Raw genomic sequence first — 17,239 nt, 5'->3', positions numbered from 1 at the left:
CCCTGCCTTATCACGGGCAGGGTTTTCTAAATATATCAATTAGCTAGGCTTTTTTAAGCACTATCTTTTCGTTTTGCTTATCTATAATTTTCTGGAAATAGCCTTTTAGTGTTTCATAATAGTCAGCCGGTACTACACCATAGCTTATGTTGTCAATAATCATAAGCTGTATATTATTTCCCTGCTGTTGCAAAGTATACTTAAAGTTACCTACACCTTCTTCCATCGTTACAGCAATAGGTGCTGGCAGCGATTCAACTACAAAACCTTCAGGAAGAGCAATGCTTATCATGTATTTATCTTCATGCGGAAATACAAAATCTACAGGGTACTCGCGTTTTTCCTGCTTAAATGGATTTTCTGTAGTAGTAAAAAAGAACATAGGGTTTACATATATTTTATCACCTATTATCTCAGATGCATTACTGTAAGCAAAGTCGTACTCTTCTGCCACAGGTTTTGTAAGATCTTTTTCGTTAGCAACCTTATATTCTCCTACTTCAAGCCCTTTATGCCTGCCTTCCAGTTTTTCAAGGTAACTTTCTTTACTCAGTCCCAAATAATTCTCCCTGAAAATATAGGCGTTATGATCAAAATACTGGTTGCGTAATTTACCGGTGCACTTGCCCGCATTGTCTAATTTTACTGATACGCTTACCACTTCTTTAGAAATACTTTTTGGAGTAAGGTCTATAGATTCGCTTGTACCATCATCCTTTATAAGCCTGCCAGCCCAGTTTATGGCGCGTACCGGTAGTACATTTGGCATCGCCGATTTTTCATTAGCATCAAGCAATACCATTTTACCACCCAGTTTTACACCGCATATAACATAGTTAAAAGCACTATGGCTAGGAAAAAGTGCTATTTTATGAGAGCGCGTACTAACCAGTACCGGGTTTGCATCAAGGCCCGAAAAGCGTAGCATTGCAGTAAGCATCAGGTTAATATCTGCTACGTTGCCTACTTTTTCTTTATAGGCTTTTTTAACGCCCAGGTCACAACCATAACCGTATGAGCCGTTCCAGTTCATGCCGGTTTTTACATAGCTGAATATTGTCGCAGCTTTTTCTTCGGGTGTGGTAAGGGCGGCAGTAAGTGGTTTTATATCGTCTTCAAAATACCCTGTCTTTTTAAGCTCAGGGCCAAAATCGTCGTATTTATAAATAGTTTTTGCAACATCTTCCCAGGAATTGGCAAAGCTTTTTACCGTTTCTCCCGGATAGTGTATCATGTTTATTTCATGCTCAACACCAGCAGCATAATTTTCCATATTACTCACATAGCTCTCATCCTTAAGAGCAGGAAGGTCATTAAGTACATAACTATTTGTAGTTTCCATATAGTCAATCTTATCACTACTAAAACTAGTTGTAGTTACAAGTCCTGTGCTACGCTGTTTGTTATTAAAAGTAATGCTCCTTGCTATCCTTGATGTTTTAACCTGTGGTGCAAAATATCCCCTGAAGTTAGGATTAAAAACAAAATATTCGGGCATTCTTGTCGTAAGTTCGCTGTGTGCTACCGGTATATCCTGCTGAAATTTCCAGTCGGGCAATGTAGAAATGAACGGCGACATAATGGTATATTTAAATTCTACTATGCTTCCCTCTTTTACATCGGGCATCATTATTTTTTTGCTCTTCCAGCTTTTATTAACCACCTCGTCAAACTCTCCTTCACTTTTAAGTTTGGTCTTTTCTATTTTTCCGTTTAAAAGGTTATATGTGTATGCCTTACTAAAATTGACTACTTCATTTTGCGTAGGCGAATTATAGTATGACACTACCTTGTTAGCATAGGCATACCCCTCTTTAGTATATATTTTGATCTTCATTTCAACATCGGTATAAAGCAAGAAACCCTTAGATTCTGAATATACCATATAATTTTCAGATTTGCTGTACAGCACGGCCGCAGGGGCAGACGGATCTTTAAGGTATGTTTTTTCTTCAAGCTCTGCCTTTGTAACATTGCCCAGTTTATATTCTTGTGATATTGCGCAAAGCGTTGCCATGCAAAACAGCAACATTGTAAACAGTTGTTTCATATTGGTTAGTTTATTTTTGGTTTTATGATTTTTTCAGTACTATTTTTTCGTTTTGCTTTTCAATCATTTTCTGAAAAAAGTCTTTAAGGGTAGTATAATAACTGGCTGATATAACCGGAGAATTTAGCTGGAATGTTGCAGACAGCTGTACTACATTACCGGCAGGCGATGGCTGTACTGTATATTGAAAACTCCCCAGGCCATCTTCCATCGCAAGCTTTAACTGTACAGGTAACGATGCTATACTATAGCCATCGGGCACTTTAATGTTCATGAGATATTTTTCCTGCTGTGCAAATACAAAATCTATAGGAAAGGCACGCTTATCCTGTTTAAAGGGATTAGTATGCTGTGCAAAAAACAACATCGGGTTGATATAGATCATGTCTCCTATTACATCAACAAGGCCATTGTGGGTAAATGAATAATCCTCGCTTACCGGCTTTGTCAGGTCTTTTTCATTGGTTACTTTATAGTCAGTTACCTCAAGCCCCTTGTACTTTTCTTCCAGTTTATCCAGATAGCTTTCTGGCGTAAGGTCCACATAGCGCTCCCTAAATGTATAAGCATTATAATCTATATGCTGGTGGCGCAGTTTACCTGTAACTTTACCTTCTTTAGAAACATCTGCCATTACATTTATAACTTCTTTGCTATACAAATCCGGCATTAGGTTTATCTCTTCGTTGTTACCATTCTTTTTTATCATGCGGCCATCCCAATTAATTGCCCTTACAGGAAGCAGGTTTGGTACAGAAAATTTACTTGTGGCATCCAGCAATATATTTTTGTCACCTTCTTTTACGGCACAGATAACATAATTATAAGCATCTACGCTAGGGTAAACTGCCACACCATTATCTCTTGTGCTTACTAATACCGGGTTAGCTTCCAGGCCGGCTTCCCGAAGCATAGCAGTTAGCATGAGGTTTATTTCGGCAGCATTGCCTGCTTTATTTTCATAGGCCTTTTTTACACCATCTTTACAAAGCAGCCTGTTGTACCCGTTCCAGTTCATCCTGGATTTTACATAACTAAAAATGCTGTTCATTTTTTCGCCATTTGTCTTGGCACCCGCTAAAACTACAGCAAGGTCTGCTTTAAAATAGGAGTCATATCTTAGCTCTCGTCCAAAATTATCGTTGTCATAAACCGTTTTGGCTACCGTTTCCCAGTTTACCGCATAATTTTCTGCCGGACTAAAGGGCTGTGCAAATGCCGCTAACTCATGGCGTATAAGGCCGGTATAATTTTCTATATTATTTACATAGGGCTCATCACCACTTATAGCCTTTAAATTATCAGCATAATAAGTAGATATATTTTCACGAACTTCATTTACACGCTCTATTTTATTTACAATTTCTGTATTTAGACGCGAAAAAGGTTCGTTATGCTTAACATCAACATATCCTAACGTAAAAACATTAAAGTAGAAATAAGTAGGCGCTGCTACATCAAGCCGCACATGGTTAACGGGTATGGCATGTTGAAAATAAAAATCATCAGGGGTAAGCCTCCTGCTGCGCAGCGTATATTTAAATTCTATAATACTGCCCTCTTTTACATTAGGCATCTTAACACTGGTACGTTTCCAGTTCTCTGCGGGTGCATCTTCAAATATACCGTCTGTCTTTAAAAAAGTCTTCTCAATATTTGTACCCACAAGATTATAGGTTGCTCCATCGGTTATTGTTAGCTTAACCAGATTATCTTTAGCATAATACTCCTTTTTCCAGTTAGCCCAATTGTAGCCTTCTTTTTTATAGATCTTAATACGTGTAAAAACTTCGGTGTTCATTACCCATTTATTATCAATAATGTCAAACCAGATATTGCCGTACTGATGCTGCACAGCTGCAACCGCGCTGGTATCTGCAGGATGTGCCGCTTCTTTAAGGTCTGCCACAGTTACGGCAGGAGCTTTTGCTATAGCGGTAAGCTGGGCAAAGGACAGAGAGCCTGTAAAAAACAGGCATATTAAAAAGAAATTTTTAGGCATTGTTGGTCTTATTTTTTAACGAGTACTACCTTAGCATTATCATTGCGCGCTATTTTTTCACGAAATTCACGATACTTATCGTAGTCTTCTTTTGCATATTCGCCATTATTTATGGTAAGCGAACGCTTGTAAAGCAATTGTGTAGGATTAAGCAGAGAAAATTCTGCCTTGTATTCACCAAACTTATCTGTAAGGGTAACATTTTGTGGCATGGCCTCCATAGTGTAACCATCAGGCAGGTTTATGGTTACCTCATCGTGGTCATAAAAACCGGTGTTAATATTAAGTGGCAACCGTCGTGTGCGGTAACGCTGCGGTATAGCAGTATTTTGATTAAAGGCATTCACTGCAAAAATCATACGGCCACCGCTGCTGTTACAATATCCGGCGGCTTCTAGAGCAATATCTTCTGTAAACTGCTGTACATCATCGTCATTAGTAAGTGTAGTTTTCTTTAGCTTAAGATTATTGATGTTAGCAAACGTATTCTCTTTATACATTTTAGAAAGCTCATCTGGAGCAAGTGCTGCCCAACTAAATTTATCATCATACTGTAAACCGTTGCTTACACGCTTAAGGCTACCATTTAAGGCACCATCTGGTAAAACATTATAACTGGCTGTAGTTAGCTGTGTATTACCCTTAGTATCATAAACATGGGTACGCACCAGTTCGCCTTTGTCCGGTTTTACAAGCAGTGCCATACGGTTATCAGTAAAATCGCCCTGAAACCCAAATGGCATACTCTGGCTGGTACACTCCAGCCAAACAAGCTGATTATTATATGGTATAGCAAGTATGGCATGGTTACCCTGCATGCTCACAAAATCGGATGTAAGGCTCCTGTGCCCGTTACCGGCATAAATTATGGTATAATAAGCGGGTACATCTACAGCCTTTAGCAAGGCACGGGTGTAATTGCTCAGCGCTTTACAATCGCCATACCCCAGCCGATCCACATCTTTTGCAGGCATGGGCTTCCAGCCGCCTATACCAAGCTGAATACTTACATAACGGGTTTTACCCTGCATATACTTATACACTATCTTAGCTTTTTTAAGAGCATCTGTCTCAGCGCCTACAAGGCTCCGTATTTTAGCTACTGTTGCTTCCGGAAGCTCATCTGTTCCCTGTAGAAGACTATTGTACATCCACGAACCAAAGGCTTCCCATGAAGCCGCTTCGCCATCTACACCTTCCAGGTGGAACTTCTCAAGCGCAAAAAGAATTTTTGGTTTTGTCCTGTCTAAAGACGGCGCATAGTCTTCTGAACGATATGCCGGAATGTTAGCCGCACTAAAGCTTGAGGTAGTAGCCTGCTGCTGTTTATTAAGTATAACTTCGCCAAAGTTGTATTCTTTATATTTAAGCCCTAATGACGGATCTGAAGTAATATTAATTTCTTCTTTTTCTGTGCTGCAAAACGCTCCCTCTACCGGCGACCATTGCGGAATAAAAGCGGTATTGCTTGTTTCTGTTTCATAAGAAAACACTACCGTAAACGGATATGCTACCGGGGTATAATCTAGGCTAAGCGTACGTCCATCTGTAATTTCTGTACCCGATGAAACCGAGTGATCCAGAAATTCTTTGCGCTTTATCTTTTTTATCTGTGTACCATTTTTATCATAAATAATGGCCTCAACAGATTTTATAGCAGTCGATTTGTCATAATAAACACCGGTGCCCATATAGCGCTGGCCATGCTCATTAAGTATGGTTACGGCTCTTAAAAAAGTAGTTTTCATGCTGCGTCTCGATGCAATTACAATATCATAACGCTCCTGCCTTACTACAGCATTGGCATTTTCGGTAAGGCTTTCGGGAATTAAGGCGTAGTTGTAATTTTGTTGCGCGTGAGACTGTAACCCTATAAGAGCCAGTAAAAACAAAGCAATTCTTAAAATCATGTTAAAATCAGTTGGTGCGCCAAAAGTAATTTATTTCAACTGATTTGTAAAGATTTATTCTTTGTTTTTTGTATCAATTAATATGGTTACAGGACCATCATTTAATAATGAAACTTTCATGTCTGCACCAAATTTTCCGGTTTGTACGGGTTTTCCTAAATCTGATTCGAGCTGCATTACAAAAGCTTCATAAAGAGGTATGGCAACTTCTGGCCGGGCCGCCTTTATATAACTGGGGCGGTTACCTTTTTTAGTATTGGCATGCAATGTAAACTGGCTTACAACTATGATATCGCCGGCAATATCCTGTACAGAACAGTTCATAACACCGGCATCATCGGCAAAAATGCGGAGCTTAACAATTTTGCCTGTCAACCAATTGATATCTTCGGCAGTATCGGCATCTTCAATACCCACAAGTATTAGAAGACCGGTTTTTATATCGGCAACTCTTTCTCCTTCTATCGTTACAGATGCTTCGGTTACGCGTTGTAGTACGGCTTTCATTATTCTTTGGCATCGTTATTTTTACCATCGCCATAAATATCGGTACGGTAATGTTCGTCTTCACCTTCCAACAGTTGCAGGTAACTGCGGTAGCGGCTCCAGGCTATTTCATCATTATCTAATGCTTCTTTTACAGCACAATGTGGTTCATCTTTATGCAGGCAGTTATTAAACTTGCATTGGTCTTTAAGAGCAAAAAATTCCGGGAAATAATCGCCCAACTCATCCTTCTCCATATCTACTACTCCAAAACCACGAATACCGGGGGTATCTATAATTTTAGCGCCAAAGTCAAGATCAAACATCTCTGCAAAAGTAGTGGTGTGCTGCCCCTGGCTGTGTTGCTCGCTAATAGCTTTGGTCTTTAAGTCCATACCAGGCTGTAAAGTGTTTACCAAAGTACTTTTGCCTACACCCGAATGACCCGAAAACATGCTCACGTTACCCGTCATTTCTGCACGAAGCTCATCTATACCCTTTTCATTTACTGATGATACTCTCAAGCATTTATAACCAATGCGGCTATAAATAAACTGAAGGTATAGCTGTTCATCAAGTGTGGCTTCATCAAAAGTATCAACTTTATTAAAAACAAGTATTGCCTCAATGTCATACGCTTCGGCAGTAACCAGGAAACGGTCTATAAAGCTTGTAGTGGTAGGAGGGTTGTTTATGGTAACCAGCAAAAACAGCTTATCAATGTTTGAGGCAATGATGTGTACCTGGTGGCTAAGGTTAACCGACTTACGGATAATGTAATTTTTACGTTCGTGTATCTTTGTAATCACACCTGTTACAGCATCCGAAGCTTCATCAAGGTCAAAATCTACTACATCGCCCACTGCAACGGGGTTGGTACTTTTAATACCCTTCATCCGGAATTTGCCTTTAATACGGCATTCATACGCAGTGCCTTCTTCGGTTTTTACCGAATACCAGCTGCCCGTAGATTTATACACAAGTCCTGTCATGGGGCAAAGATAGACAGTTTAAAACAATCATTTTACAATCCTCTTCACTTTAAGCAACTCAAAATCGTGCGAAAACTGCTGAGTTTGCTCTATAACATAAATATTCCCCATAATATCAGGACTGTTTTGAGAAGTATAACGCTTATGTTTGAGGTACCAAAATTCGCTTAGACCGCTCATTACAGTATAGGGCACGCTCTTTTCTGCACCGGATTTCACAAGGTAATAATCTATGTATTCATTTTGTTCAGAAACCAAAGGCAATTGTTTCTGAGAAACCTGCTGCTTATAAAACACAGCAACTTCTTTCCATGGCTCTTTACCTTCTTTAAATATTTTATTAAGGAATAAGATGTTTCCAGCCATGGTTACCCATAGCAATAATGGCAGATATAAATTTAGTTTCGGAAATTTCTCTGTACGCTCTGTAAATACGTGCGAAGCAAATATAAACAACACAGGCAGTGTTATAATAAGGTAACGATTGTATAGTATAGATTTACCTGTTAAGGATATTATTAAAGGAACAATAAACGTTAACAACACAACTCCATATGCAATAACCGCCAATTTTTTATCGGTTTTAAAACAACGAATTCCGATAAAGAGCGCAAAGAAATACAATGCCAACTCCACTGGGTTTTTACCCGTATAGTCATACATAAACTTAAAAAAGGAGGCTACAGTAGGTATTTCTATCCAGGAAACGGAATTGCTCTTGGCAAACATATACGGCAACCAAGGCGAAAAGGAAAGTAACATTACAATACAGGCTATAACAAACCTACCAAAGTTTTGCCAGGAGATTTCCTTCATCAGTGCCAATGTCAGTGCTATGATACCGTATACAAACAACAGTATTGCGCCATAATAATGGGTATACAAAAGCAATACACCCCATAGTGCAAACCACACATAGCTTTTAAGAGCACTATGGTTAACGATGTTCCAGAACTGCAATAAAGTTAGAGCACTTAGCAAATACATAAGACTGTAGAACCTAACCTCAGTACTATAATACAGATGAAAAAAATTTAATGACACCAACCCAAGTGCAAAATATGCCTTAACCTTACTCCCTGTTATTTTATAGGCTGCCAGCCATGTTACATATATAGAAACCAATGCGAATAGGAACGGTAATATTTTAGCTACTACTTCAGAAGTTCCGAATATTGTGAGCCAGTAGTGCAGCAACAAATCAAATAGTGGCGGATGGCTGTCATGAGCAGCATTTGAAATTACTTCCCTCGGCGATATTCCGGGAGCTGAGTGAATCATACTCCATATCTCATCAAGCCACAAACCTCTTGGGTTTAGCTGGCTCAGTCGGATTACCAGACCGGCAGCAAGCGCACCAAGTGCCAAGAATAAGTAATTTTTTTGAGTATTGGATTTTATCATACATTATTTTGGGTTTACCAAATAATAGCCGCCCGTAGATTTAGATTTATACACAAGTCTTGTTATGGGGCAAAGATAGTAATCTCACCGTAAATAACGCTTTGGGGCTTAAAACTAAAAAGGCTTTCCGCTATCAGAAAGCCTTTTTAACCCGTTATGATTAACGTTAATCTTCCAGGATCATCCTGCCCAGTTTATCGCTTTTTTTCCTCGATGAATAAATAATATATTCATTGTTTGTTTTAGCATAGTTAACGCCGGGACGAATAACAAGCTCATTCTTGATTACTTCCTCCGGATCTTTACGAACAATCTTTCCGTCTTTACTGAATATGAATAACGAAGGAACGGCATTGTTGTAGTTACCCATTGATTTTATTTCTTCAATATCGGTAATGCCTTTATTTTTAACATTATCATTAATAAGTATGCTAAGCTGCCCATTTTTATAGATAGGCAATGCGCCAAGATATTCCGGCCCCTTACCCATTTGCAATAACGGGATCATTATAGTACCACCTACAGCAAAACCATTGCCTGTACCGCTAAAACTAAGCCCCAGCGACATTGTAGTTATTGATGCCGTCTGCGCTTTTGGCAATACATTGCTCCACTCGTGGCTACCGTCTGGCGCCAGCGATGTTACTATAATTTCATTTTTAACGTAAGTTACCGGGGTAAAGGCTAAAGGGCCTATACCGGCAGACTGCCCTATTACCACTAACTGGTATTCAGACACCATGATCATACCGCCATCTTCCCGGCCTATAATATGTATAATGTTATACAACGGCGGAACATCTTTACCTTTTTTAGCCCTGCGCTCGCCTATAAGCTTTACGCGGGTAGGATGGTCAAGGTCGTTAAATTTTGTGCTTGTAACCTTATTATCCTTCATGTTTACCGTGGCTGCATATACCCCTTTAAGCTCTTTATTGCTCCTGCCACTTTCGCGAACGCTTGAGTAAAAGCCCATAAGGTGTAATATATCTCCCGATGGTACAATTTTACAGTTTATAGGCGCCTGATCTTTCACATCTATGTTAATAACCTCTTTTGCATAGTTGTTGTTGCCTTTGTAAGCATGTATTTCAAAGCGCTCTACGCGCTCTTTCTTCTTGTTATCGCGATAACCTTCATTAATAACCACATAAACATCATCATTTAAGCCTGCCTGAAAATCAGGAATATAAAATTCATAATCTTTATGATTGTCATCAAACTTCACTTTCTCGGTAGTACTGAATATAGCCTGAAGATTATCATCAAACAGCTTGATATCATACTTTATAACATCTTCTTTTTTAAAACGCGAGGCGTGCATTACTAAAAGGCCGTTTTCATCCTGAGTTTTCCTGAAATAGAAACCTCCACGCTCACTTTTCTTTTCTACCTCAGACTTAAACAGCACCACGCCGTCTTTGCTTAACTTACCTTCTTCAGAAAGAGGTGTAGCCACAAGATTAAATATCTTGTCTTTCTTATTATATACACTGCCTACAACATACAGCTTACCATTTAGCAGGTACAAGTTTTCAAACTCTACTTCCCTATCGTTAAGATCCGGAATAAGAATTTCATGTGAAGACAATTGCCCCATAGTACTACTGTCAAAAATTTTGAGCATATAAGTGTCTTTCCCTTTAATGGCAAGACCATAAATTTTTCCGTTCGCTTCGCCGGTAATGTCTACCAGTTTTTGCTTATCGTCCGGAAGCTCCTGTCCATAAGATACATTGATCTTATCAATCTTGTTTTGAGCCATTAGGGGTGCAATGCCCATAAACAGCAACGCGGCTGCTGTAACAAATTTCTTCATTGATTGGTTTTATTACTTATTGAGCCGCGATAATACAAAAAAAGCTGTAGTTTCTTAATGAAACGTTAAGGAAAATTTTAACAATTAATCACTTTCTCCTGCTGGCTTATACTTTCCTGGTGTATTGCCTTAAAAATATCTACAATAAATTCTTTGCCCAGGCCTTTATCTATACCCTGTGCCGTCATCTTATCCAGTATTTCATTCCAGCGTTTGTTTTGTAAAACAGCTACGTTAAACTCTTTTTTAAGGGCTCCTATCTGGCCTGCAACCTGCATCCTCTTACCCAGTATTTCCAGCAGCTTTGCATCATACTCATCAATATTAACACGTAGTGCCGCCATGCGCTTATCATAATCGGCATCGGTGCCTATTTCTTTACGCACGCGCAGATCTTCAAAAATTTGTTTAAGTTTTGTAGGCGTTACCTGCTGTGCCGCATCACTCCATGCATTATCCGGATCGGTATGGGTTTCGATGATAAGTCCATCGTAGTTAAGATCAAGCGCCTGCTGGCTCACTTCCTGAATCATATCGCGACGGCCGGTAATATGGCTTGGGTCGCAAATAAGCGGCAGGTCCGGAAACTTATTCTGAAGTTCAATAGCCAGTTGCCATTCCGGTATATTCCTGTATTTAGTTTTTTCGTAAGTAGAAAACCCACGGTGAATAACCCCAAGCTTTTTGATGCCTGCGTTATAAAGGCGTTCTACGCCACCCAGCCACAGGGCAAGGTCTGGGTTAACCGGGTTTTTAACCAATACTATTTTATCGGTCCCTGCCAGTGCATCGGCAATTTCCTGCACCGCAAATGGGTTTACGGTAGTACGCGCACCTATCCACAGCACATCGATATCATGTTCTAAAGCAAGTTTTACGTGGGTAGCATTAGCTACTTCGGTTGCCATAAGCAGTCCGGTTTCAGCTTTTGCTTTTTGCAGCCACTTAAGCCCAATGGCACCTACGCCCTCAAAACCACCCGGACGGGTACGGGGCTTCCAGATACCGGCGCGGTAAATGCTTACATCGCTATCTTTAAGCTCATGGGCTATTTTTAAAACCTGGTCTTCAGTCTCGGCGCTGCATGGGCCGGCTATTACCAGTGGGTGGTCTAATTTAAAATCGTCTAACCAGGTGCGAAGCGCGGTGCTATTTTCCATAATGTGTGTATTTTATATTTTTTTATTGTCCCGGGCGGCACCCGGGGTTATTATATGTGACCCTTTTCAGGGTCTATTGTGGACAAACCTTTTTCGTATTTTTCTAACCACATAGATTTCATAGCTATTAATTAACCTAGAAACTTATTCAGTTTACATAGTAAAAGCTACGCTTTACATAGCTATGTGTAAAATTTATTTCTATCTATTCTTTTTAGAGGTCCAAAAACTATGTACCAATGTGGTTAAATCAAAATTGCTAACTGAACACTATTTAATGCCGTTCAGTATGTCTTTTATTTTATTGGTGTTTTCCATCTCCAGAAATATCCCTTCAAAGTCTTCTTTTTCCAGCAATTGCTGAAAATTTTGCAAGTTGGCAATGTACAATCTCAAGGCTTCAGATACATTCTCTTTATTCTCGCTAAAGATACTGGCCCATGTAGTGGGCGAACTCTTGGCAAGCCTTACCGTACTGGCAAAACCACTGCCCGCCATATCAAAAATATCGCGTTCGTCTTTTTCTTTCTCAATTACGGTTTTGCCAAGCATAAACGCACTGATGTGCGAAAGGTGTGAGACATAAGCTATGTGCGTATCGTGCGAAACGGGATCCATATAACGGATGCGCATACCAAGAACCTTAAACAGCTCCAAAGCTTTTTCCTGAAGCTTAAAAGCTGTGCGTTCTACCTCGCAAATGATGTTCGTTTTCCCGTCAAACAAACCGTGTATTGCTGCCGACGGACCACTAAACTCTGTTCCTGCAATGGGATGCGTAGCAATAAAATTCCGCCTGCGCAGATGGTTCTCTACCGCCTTGCAAATAGCTGCCTTAGTAGAACCTGCATCAAAAACAATGGCATCTTCTTTAACCCTGTCTAATACCTGCGGCAGTACTGTTACAATATGGTTTACAGGAATGGCTACAATAACCCAGTCAGCCTGTGGCACATCATCCATTGTGGCGGCATGCTGTATTACGCCCAGCAAAAGCGCTTCCTCCACATGTTTTTCATTCGCATCAATACCCGAAATCTTAGCCTCCGGAAATGCCTTTTTAATGTCCAGTGCCAGTGAACCGCCTATTAATCCTAGTCCTATTATGAGTACGTTCATTATTTTAGTTGTTGGCTGTCCGTTGTTTGTTGCTAAATCACAACTTTACAACTTTCAACATTATAACTTTCAACTTGTTTAAAACCTATCAATTGCTTCCTTAATCGTTTCCTCCGGCGCGCATAGCGAAAAACGCACATAGCCTTCTCCTGCGCTGCCAAACACCGTGCCCGGCGTAAGAAAGATGTGTTTATCATACAGTATGCTGTCTACATAAGCCTCGGCGTTTGCTATGCCTGCGGGTAGTTTTGCCCAAACAAACAATCCGGCTGTATTTTTATCATATGTACAGCCAAGGTTATCGGCAAGTTTAAAAATAAGCTCGCGCCTTTTACTGTAGGTTTCATTCAGTTTTTCAAACCATGCTACACCACTGTTTAGTGCAGCAATGGCTCCTTTTTGTATGCCATAGAACATACCGCTATCCATATTGCTTTTTACTTTAAGCACAGCATCAATAAGTTCGGGGTTACCAAGTACCATACCCACACGCCAGCCGGCCATATTAAAGGTTTTGCTTAGCGAATTAAGTTCTAAAGCCACATCCCTCGAACCGTTTGCCTGAAAAATCGAGAACTGATCTGTATTCAGTACAAAACTGTACGGATTGTCGTTTATCAAAAGTATGTTGTGCTTTTTAGCAAAATCAACCAGCTTTTGAAACATCGCCTTACTGCCTTTAGCACCTGTGGGCATGTGTGGGTAGTTGACCCACATTAGTTTTACGTCGCTTAAATCCTGCTGTTCCAACGCCTCAAAATCAGGCTCCCAATTATTGGCTTCGCTCAGAGTATAAAATACCGGTACTGCGCCTACCAGCTTTGTTGCTGAAGTATAAGTGGGATAGCCCGGATTAGGAATGAGCACCTTATCACCTTCGTTTAAAAAAGCCATGCTAATGTGCATAATTCCCTCTTTGCTGCCCATAAGCGGCAGTATCTCATTCGCCGGATTTAGGTTTACACTAAAATGGTTTTGATAAAACGCCGCAATGGCTTCCCGCAACTCCGGCAGCCCCTGATAGCTTTGGTATTCATGGGCTTTAGCATCAGTAAATGAACCTGAAATGGCATCAAGTACCGTTTGCGACGGCGGTAAATCAGGACTACCTATCCCCATATTTATTACCTTTTTACCTTCGGCAACCATTTGGCGCACTTCCCTTAATTTGCCTGAGAAGTAGTATTCTTTTACCTCATCAAGGCGTTTTGCAGGTACTATCATTGTTGTCCTTTTTTATATTCGCCAAGTACTTTAAACTCGGTTGTCATCAGTTCTATAATCGCTTTTGCCTTTTGGTAATGTTTATACTTTTCAAAAACCACATCTACAAAAAATGAATATTTAAAAGGTGTTTCGGCTATGGGCATGCTTTGTATCTTGGTAAGGTTCAGCTTGCAGTTATTCATTACATTAAGCACCGTAGCAAGGCTGCCGGGCGTATCATCAAGCACAAATTTTACCGATGCCTTATCAATTTCTTCTATCGGCAATACATTGTTTTGCGTCTTAACAATAACAAAGCGCGTCTGGTTATTTTTAATATTATGTATGGCTTCTGCCAATACCGCAAGACCAAACATTTCTGCTGCCATAGCACTTCCTATCGCGGCTATACCACCTATATTATTCTCACGGATGTAGCGGGCACTTTCGGCAGTATCAGCACTTTCTACCAGCTTAATGTGTGGGTGCTGCGCAAAGAAATTAGTGCATTGCAACAACGCCATAGGGTGCGAATGTATCTCTGTAATATCAGCCAGCGTTTGCCCCGGTAATGCCATAAGGTTCATGCTGATATTGAGGTAATGTTCGCCAATAATGTGCAGGTTGTTGTTATCAATAAGCGCATAGTTAGGGATGATACTACCGGCTATGGAATTTTCCAGCGCCATAATGCCCAACCCAGACGCTTTTGTTACCAGGCTCTGCACCAGCGCAGGGAATGACATGCACTCATCCAGCGGTGCATCGGCTCCAAACCATGCGCCTGCCACCTGGTGGTGAAAACTCCCTTTTATGCCTTGTATGGCTATTTTTGTCGCTACCGTGGTAGCGGTTTCTGTTGCTGTTATTTTCATTTTGGGCAAAAAAAAATCCCGATTTGCATCGGGATTATATCTGGTGTTTGTTTAAATCTTTATTTGTTACACAGCCATACAACCCCCGTCCTCTTTCCAGAAGAAATAAAAATAGGTGTTATAAAATGATGTTGTATACATTTCTGTGTTTCTATGTTTTTGCTAAAGTAGGGATTATTTTAATATGTGCAACTAATTTTTTTATTTTTTGAAGAAACCAGAAAGAAGATATAAAGTAGCGCGAGTGATCTCAGTCTTCGACTTTGAGTACTTTACACATTCTTTCCGCAACTTTGCGGAATGGCCAAAAACCAAAACAGCCCCACTTTCGTGGAGCTGTTTTATATAAACTAAGAATTTGCAATATATTAAAGCGCAAAGGCTTCTTTTACTTTATCAGCATAGTCAAGCTTTTCCCATGTAAACAACTCAACTTCCAGCGTTTTTACTTCACCACCCGGCGATGTAAAGGTTTTAGTAACCACCTCTGGCGTGCGGCCCATGTGCCCGTAAGCAGCCGTTTCGCTGTAAATAGGGTTACGTAATTTAAGGCGTTGCTCTATAAAATAAGGGCGCATATCAAATATAGCCTCTACTTTTTTGGCAATCTCACCATCGGTAAGATTTACCTTTGCAGTACCGTAAGTATTGATGTAAATACCCATAGGCTTAGCCACACCAATAGCGTAAGACACCTGTACAAGTATCTCATCTGCAACACCCCCCGCTACTAGGTTTTTAGCAATATGGCGTGTAGCATAAGCCGCACTACGGTCTACCTTACTTGGGTCTTTACCCGAGAAAGCGCCACCACCATGAGCACCTTTACCACCATAAGTATCTACAATGATCTTACGGCCCGTAAGGCCTGTATCGCCGTGAGGTCCGCCTATTACAAACTTACCTGTAGGGTTAATGTGGTATTGTATAGCATCATTAAATAAATGCGCATACTGCGGATTGTTTTTAATAATGCGTGGTATAAGAATTTCTACGATGTCTTTTTTGATCTTGGCAAGCATAGCAGGCTCTTCATCAAAATCATCGTGCTGTGTAGATATTACAATAGCATCAATGCGCACCGGCTTGTTATCATCATCATACTCCAGCGTTACCTGGCTTTTAGCATCAGGACGCAGGTATGTAATCTCGCTATTTTCACGACGAAGCACAGCAAGTTCCTGTAGCAATTTATGGCTCAGGTTTAGTGCCAGCGGCATATAATCGTCGGTTTCGTTTGTTGCGTAACCAAACATCATACCCTGGTCGCCCGCACCCTGCTCTTCTTTGCTTGCGCGGTCTACACCCTGGTTAATATCCTGGCTTTGCTCATGTATTGCGCTAAGCACCCCACATGAGTTGGCCTCAAACATATATTCGCTTTTTGTGTAGCCAATTTTGCGTATTACCTCACGTGCAATGCTTTGCACATCAAGGTATGTTTTGCTCTTTACCTCACCGGCAAGTATTACCTGTCCTGTTGTTACAAGGGTTTCGCAGGCTACTTTACTTTCGGGGTCGAATGCTAAGAAGTTATCAATAAGTGCGTCTGAGATCTGGTCAGCAACTTTGTCAGGATGCCCTTCACTCACGGACTCTGACGTAAATAAATATGCCATATTAGTCTATAATTTTAGTAGGGAAATGAAAGTGCAACGTGCCAAAGGAGGAGGATTCCTGCTTTAGCATTTTTTAAACGAGGTTGCAATCAGTTCAAATCTGTCCTCTAATTAATTTGGTGGCAAAGGTATAAAACCTAAACGGAATAAAAAAAGCACTAAAAGATATTTTATTTTTAACGTCAATTTAAACTGCTTTAAATACAAAGTATTTAATATATAGCAGCACAAACATCTAAATGTTAAAGTTTTAAATTTTATTTGGCAGATTGAAAAATAGTTTAGAAGTTTGCTAAACAAAAATCGAATAGAAATGAAATTTATTAGCTGTCAAATGTGTTGTATGATGTGGAAGACTTCCGCGGATCGCACTATTGCCTAATTTTAAGTTTCTTAAAAATATACGCAAAGCCTTCCGCACCCCGGGAGGCTTTTTTGTTTTATAATATTGGCTCCAAAAGGTATAACCGTTTAACTAACTCAAATTCCCGAGCTTCTCCCCCTCTTTAACCGGAGGGGAATGGAGGTGAGGTTAAGAAAAGAACAAATGAAAAAATTCGCTAAAAATATGGTAATGTGTTGTTGTATGATGTGCAT

The 17,239-nt window shown here is 40.2% G+C and carries 12 protein-coding genes; all 12 read right to left on the bottom strand.

The annotated features are described in order from the left end of the window. Nucleotides 1-43: 43 nt before the first annotated feature. Nucleotides 44-2,050: a transglutaminase family protein gene (locus tag DYH63_RS00510; RefSeq protein WP_116786935.1), complete on the bottom strand. Its 2,007-nt coding sequence runs from the start codon at nucleotides 2,048-2,050 to the stop codon at nucleotides 44-46. Nucleotides 2,051-2,072: 22 nt separating this feature from the next. Next, nucleotides 2,073-4,052, bottom strand: coding sequence for a DUF3858 domain-containing protein (locus tag DYH63_RS00505; RefSeq protein ID WP_116786934.1), 1,980 nt, complete (start codon nucleotides 4,050-4,052; stop codon nucleotides 2,073-2,075). Between the two features lie 8 nt (nucleotides 4,053-4,060). Continuing rightward, the gene (locus tag DYH63_RS00500) at nucleotides 4,061-5,962 is read right to left on the bottom strand and encodes a DUF3858 domain-containing protein (RefSeq protein ID WP_116786933.1); all 1,902 of its coding nucleotides are present in this window, start codon (nucleotides 5,960-5,962) and stop codon (nucleotides 4,061-4,063) included. A 54-nt stretch (nucleotides 5,963-6,016) separates the two neighbouring features. Next, nucleotides 6,017-6,469, bottom strand: a complete 453-nt coding sequence (gene dtd / locus DYH63_RS00495; RefSeq protein WP_116786932.1) for a D-aminoacyl-tRNA deacylase — start codon at nucleotides 6,467-6,469, stop codon at nucleotides 6,017-6,019. Then, the gene (gene rsgA / locus DYH63_RS00490) at nucleotides 6,469-7,440 is read right to left on the bottom strand and encodes a ribosome small subunit-dependent GTPase A (RefSeq protein WP_116786931.1); all 972 of its coding nucleotides are present in this window, start codon (nucleotides 7,438-7,440) and stop codon (nucleotides 6,469-6,471) included. The genes dtd and rsgA overlap by 1 nt, the downstream gene beginning before the upstream one ends. Nucleotides 7,441-7,467: 27 nt before the next feature. Further along, a complete protein-coding gene (locus DYH63_RS00485) occupies nucleotides 7,468-8,844 on the bottom strand; it encodes a glycosyltransferase family 39 protein (RefSeq protein ID WP_116786930.1) in 1,377 nt (458 codons plus the stop codon). 166 nt (nucleotides 8,845-9,010) lie between these two features. Continuing rightward, nucleotides 9,011-10,663 carry a hypothetical protein gene (locus DYH63_RS00480; protein WP_116786929.1) on the bottom strand — a complete coding sequence of 551 codons (1,653 nt, stop codon included), beginning with the start codon at nucleotides 10,661-10,663 and terminating at the stop codon, nucleotides 9,011-9,013. A 77-nt stretch (nucleotides 10,664-10,740) separates the two neighbouring features. Further along, on the bottom strand, nucleotides 10,741-11,823 hold the full coding sequence (locus DYH63_RS00475; RefSeq protein ID WP_116786928.1) for a bifunctional 3-deoxy-7-phosphoheptulonate synthase/chorismate mutase type II: 1,083 nt from the start codon (nucleotides 11,821-11,823) through the stop codon (nucleotides 10,741-10,743). Nucleotides 11,824-12,093: 270 nt separating this feature from the next. After that, complete coding sequence (locus DYH63_RS00470) at nucleotides 12,094-12,942, bottom strand: prephenate dehydrogenase (protein ID WP_116786927.1); 849 nt, start codon at nucleotides 12,940-12,942, stop codon at nucleotides 12,094-12,096. A 78-nt stretch (nucleotides 12,943-13,020) separates the two neighbouring features. Beyond that, a complete protein-coding gene (locus DYH63_RS00465; protein WP_116786926.1) occupies nucleotides 13,021-14,166 on the bottom strand; it encodes a pyridoxal phosphate-dependent aminotransferase in 1,146 nt (381 codons plus the stop codon). Then, entirely contained in the window at nucleotides 14,163-15,023 is an 861-nt protein-coding gene (locus DYH63_RS00460) for a prephenate dehydratase (RefSeq protein WP_116786925.1), read from the bottom strand. Before DYH63_RS00460 ends, DYH63_RS00465 begins: the two co-directional genes overlap by 4 nt. A gap of 368 nt (nucleotides 15,024-15,391) precedes the next feature. Further along, a complete protein-coding gene (gene metK / locus DYH63_RS00455) occupies nucleotides 15,392-16,642 on the bottom strand; it encodes a methionine adenosyltransferase (RefSeq protein WP_116786924.1) in 1,251 nt (416 codons plus the stop codon). Nucleotides 16,643-17,239: the final 597 nt, after the last annotated feature.

Source organism: Flavobacterium psychrotrophum (genome assembly GCF_003403075.1).
In the GTDB taxonomy this organism is placed as follows: Bacteria; Bacteroidota; Bacteroidia; order Flavobacteriales; family Flavobacteriaceae; genus Flavobacterium; species Flavobacterium psychrotrophum.
This window is presented reverse-complemented; position numbering and strand designations above follow the sequence as displayed.

Coding starts and splice junctions, on each gene's coding strand:
- DYH63_RS00510 (WP_116786935.1), bottom strand. CDS start 2,050: ATGAAACAACTGTTTACAATGTTGCTGTTTTGCATGGCAACGCTTTGC.
- DYH63_RS00465 (WP_116786926.1), bottom strand. CDS start 14,166: ATGATAGTACCTGCAAAACGCCTTGATGAGGTAAAAGAATACTACTTC.
- rsgA (WP_116786931.1), bottom strand. CDS start 7,440: ATGACAGGACTTGTGTATAAATCTACGGGCAGCTGGTATTCGGTAAAA.
- DYH63_RS00500 (WP_116786933.1), bottom strand. CDS start 5,962: ATGATTTTAAGAATTGCTTTGTTTTTACTGGCTCTTATAGGGTTACAG.
- dtd (WP_116786932.1), bottom strand. CDS start 6,469: ATGAAAGCCGTACTACAACGCGTAACCGAAGCATCTGTAACGATAGAA.
- DYH63_RS00475 (WP_116786928.1), bottom strand. CDS start 11,823: ATGGAAAATAGCACCGCGCTTCGCACCTGGTTAGACGATTTTAAATTA.
- DYH63_RS00505 (WP_116786934.1), bottom strand. CDS start 4,052: ATGCCTAAAAATTTCTTTTTAATATGCCTGTTTTTTACAGGCTCTCTG.
- DYH63_RS00485 (WP_116786930.1), bottom strand. CDS start 8,844: ATGATAAAATCCAATACTCAAAAAAATTACTTATTCTTGGCACTTGGT.
- metK (WP_116786924.1), bottom strand. CDS start 16,642: ATGGCATATTTATTTACGTCAGAGTCCGTGAGTGAAGGGCATCCTGAC.
- DYH63_RS00460 (WP_116786925.1), bottom strand. CDS start 15,023: ATGAAAATAACAGCAACAGAAACCGCTACCACGGTAGCGACAAAAATA.
- DYH63_RS00470 (WP_116786927.1), bottom strand. CDS start 12,942: ATGAACGTACTCATAATAGGACTAGGATTAATAGGCGGTTCACTGGCA.
- DYH63_RS00480 (WP_116786929.1), bottom strand. CDS start 10,663: ATGAAGAAATTTGTTACAGCAGCCGCGTTGCTGTTTATGGGCATTGCA.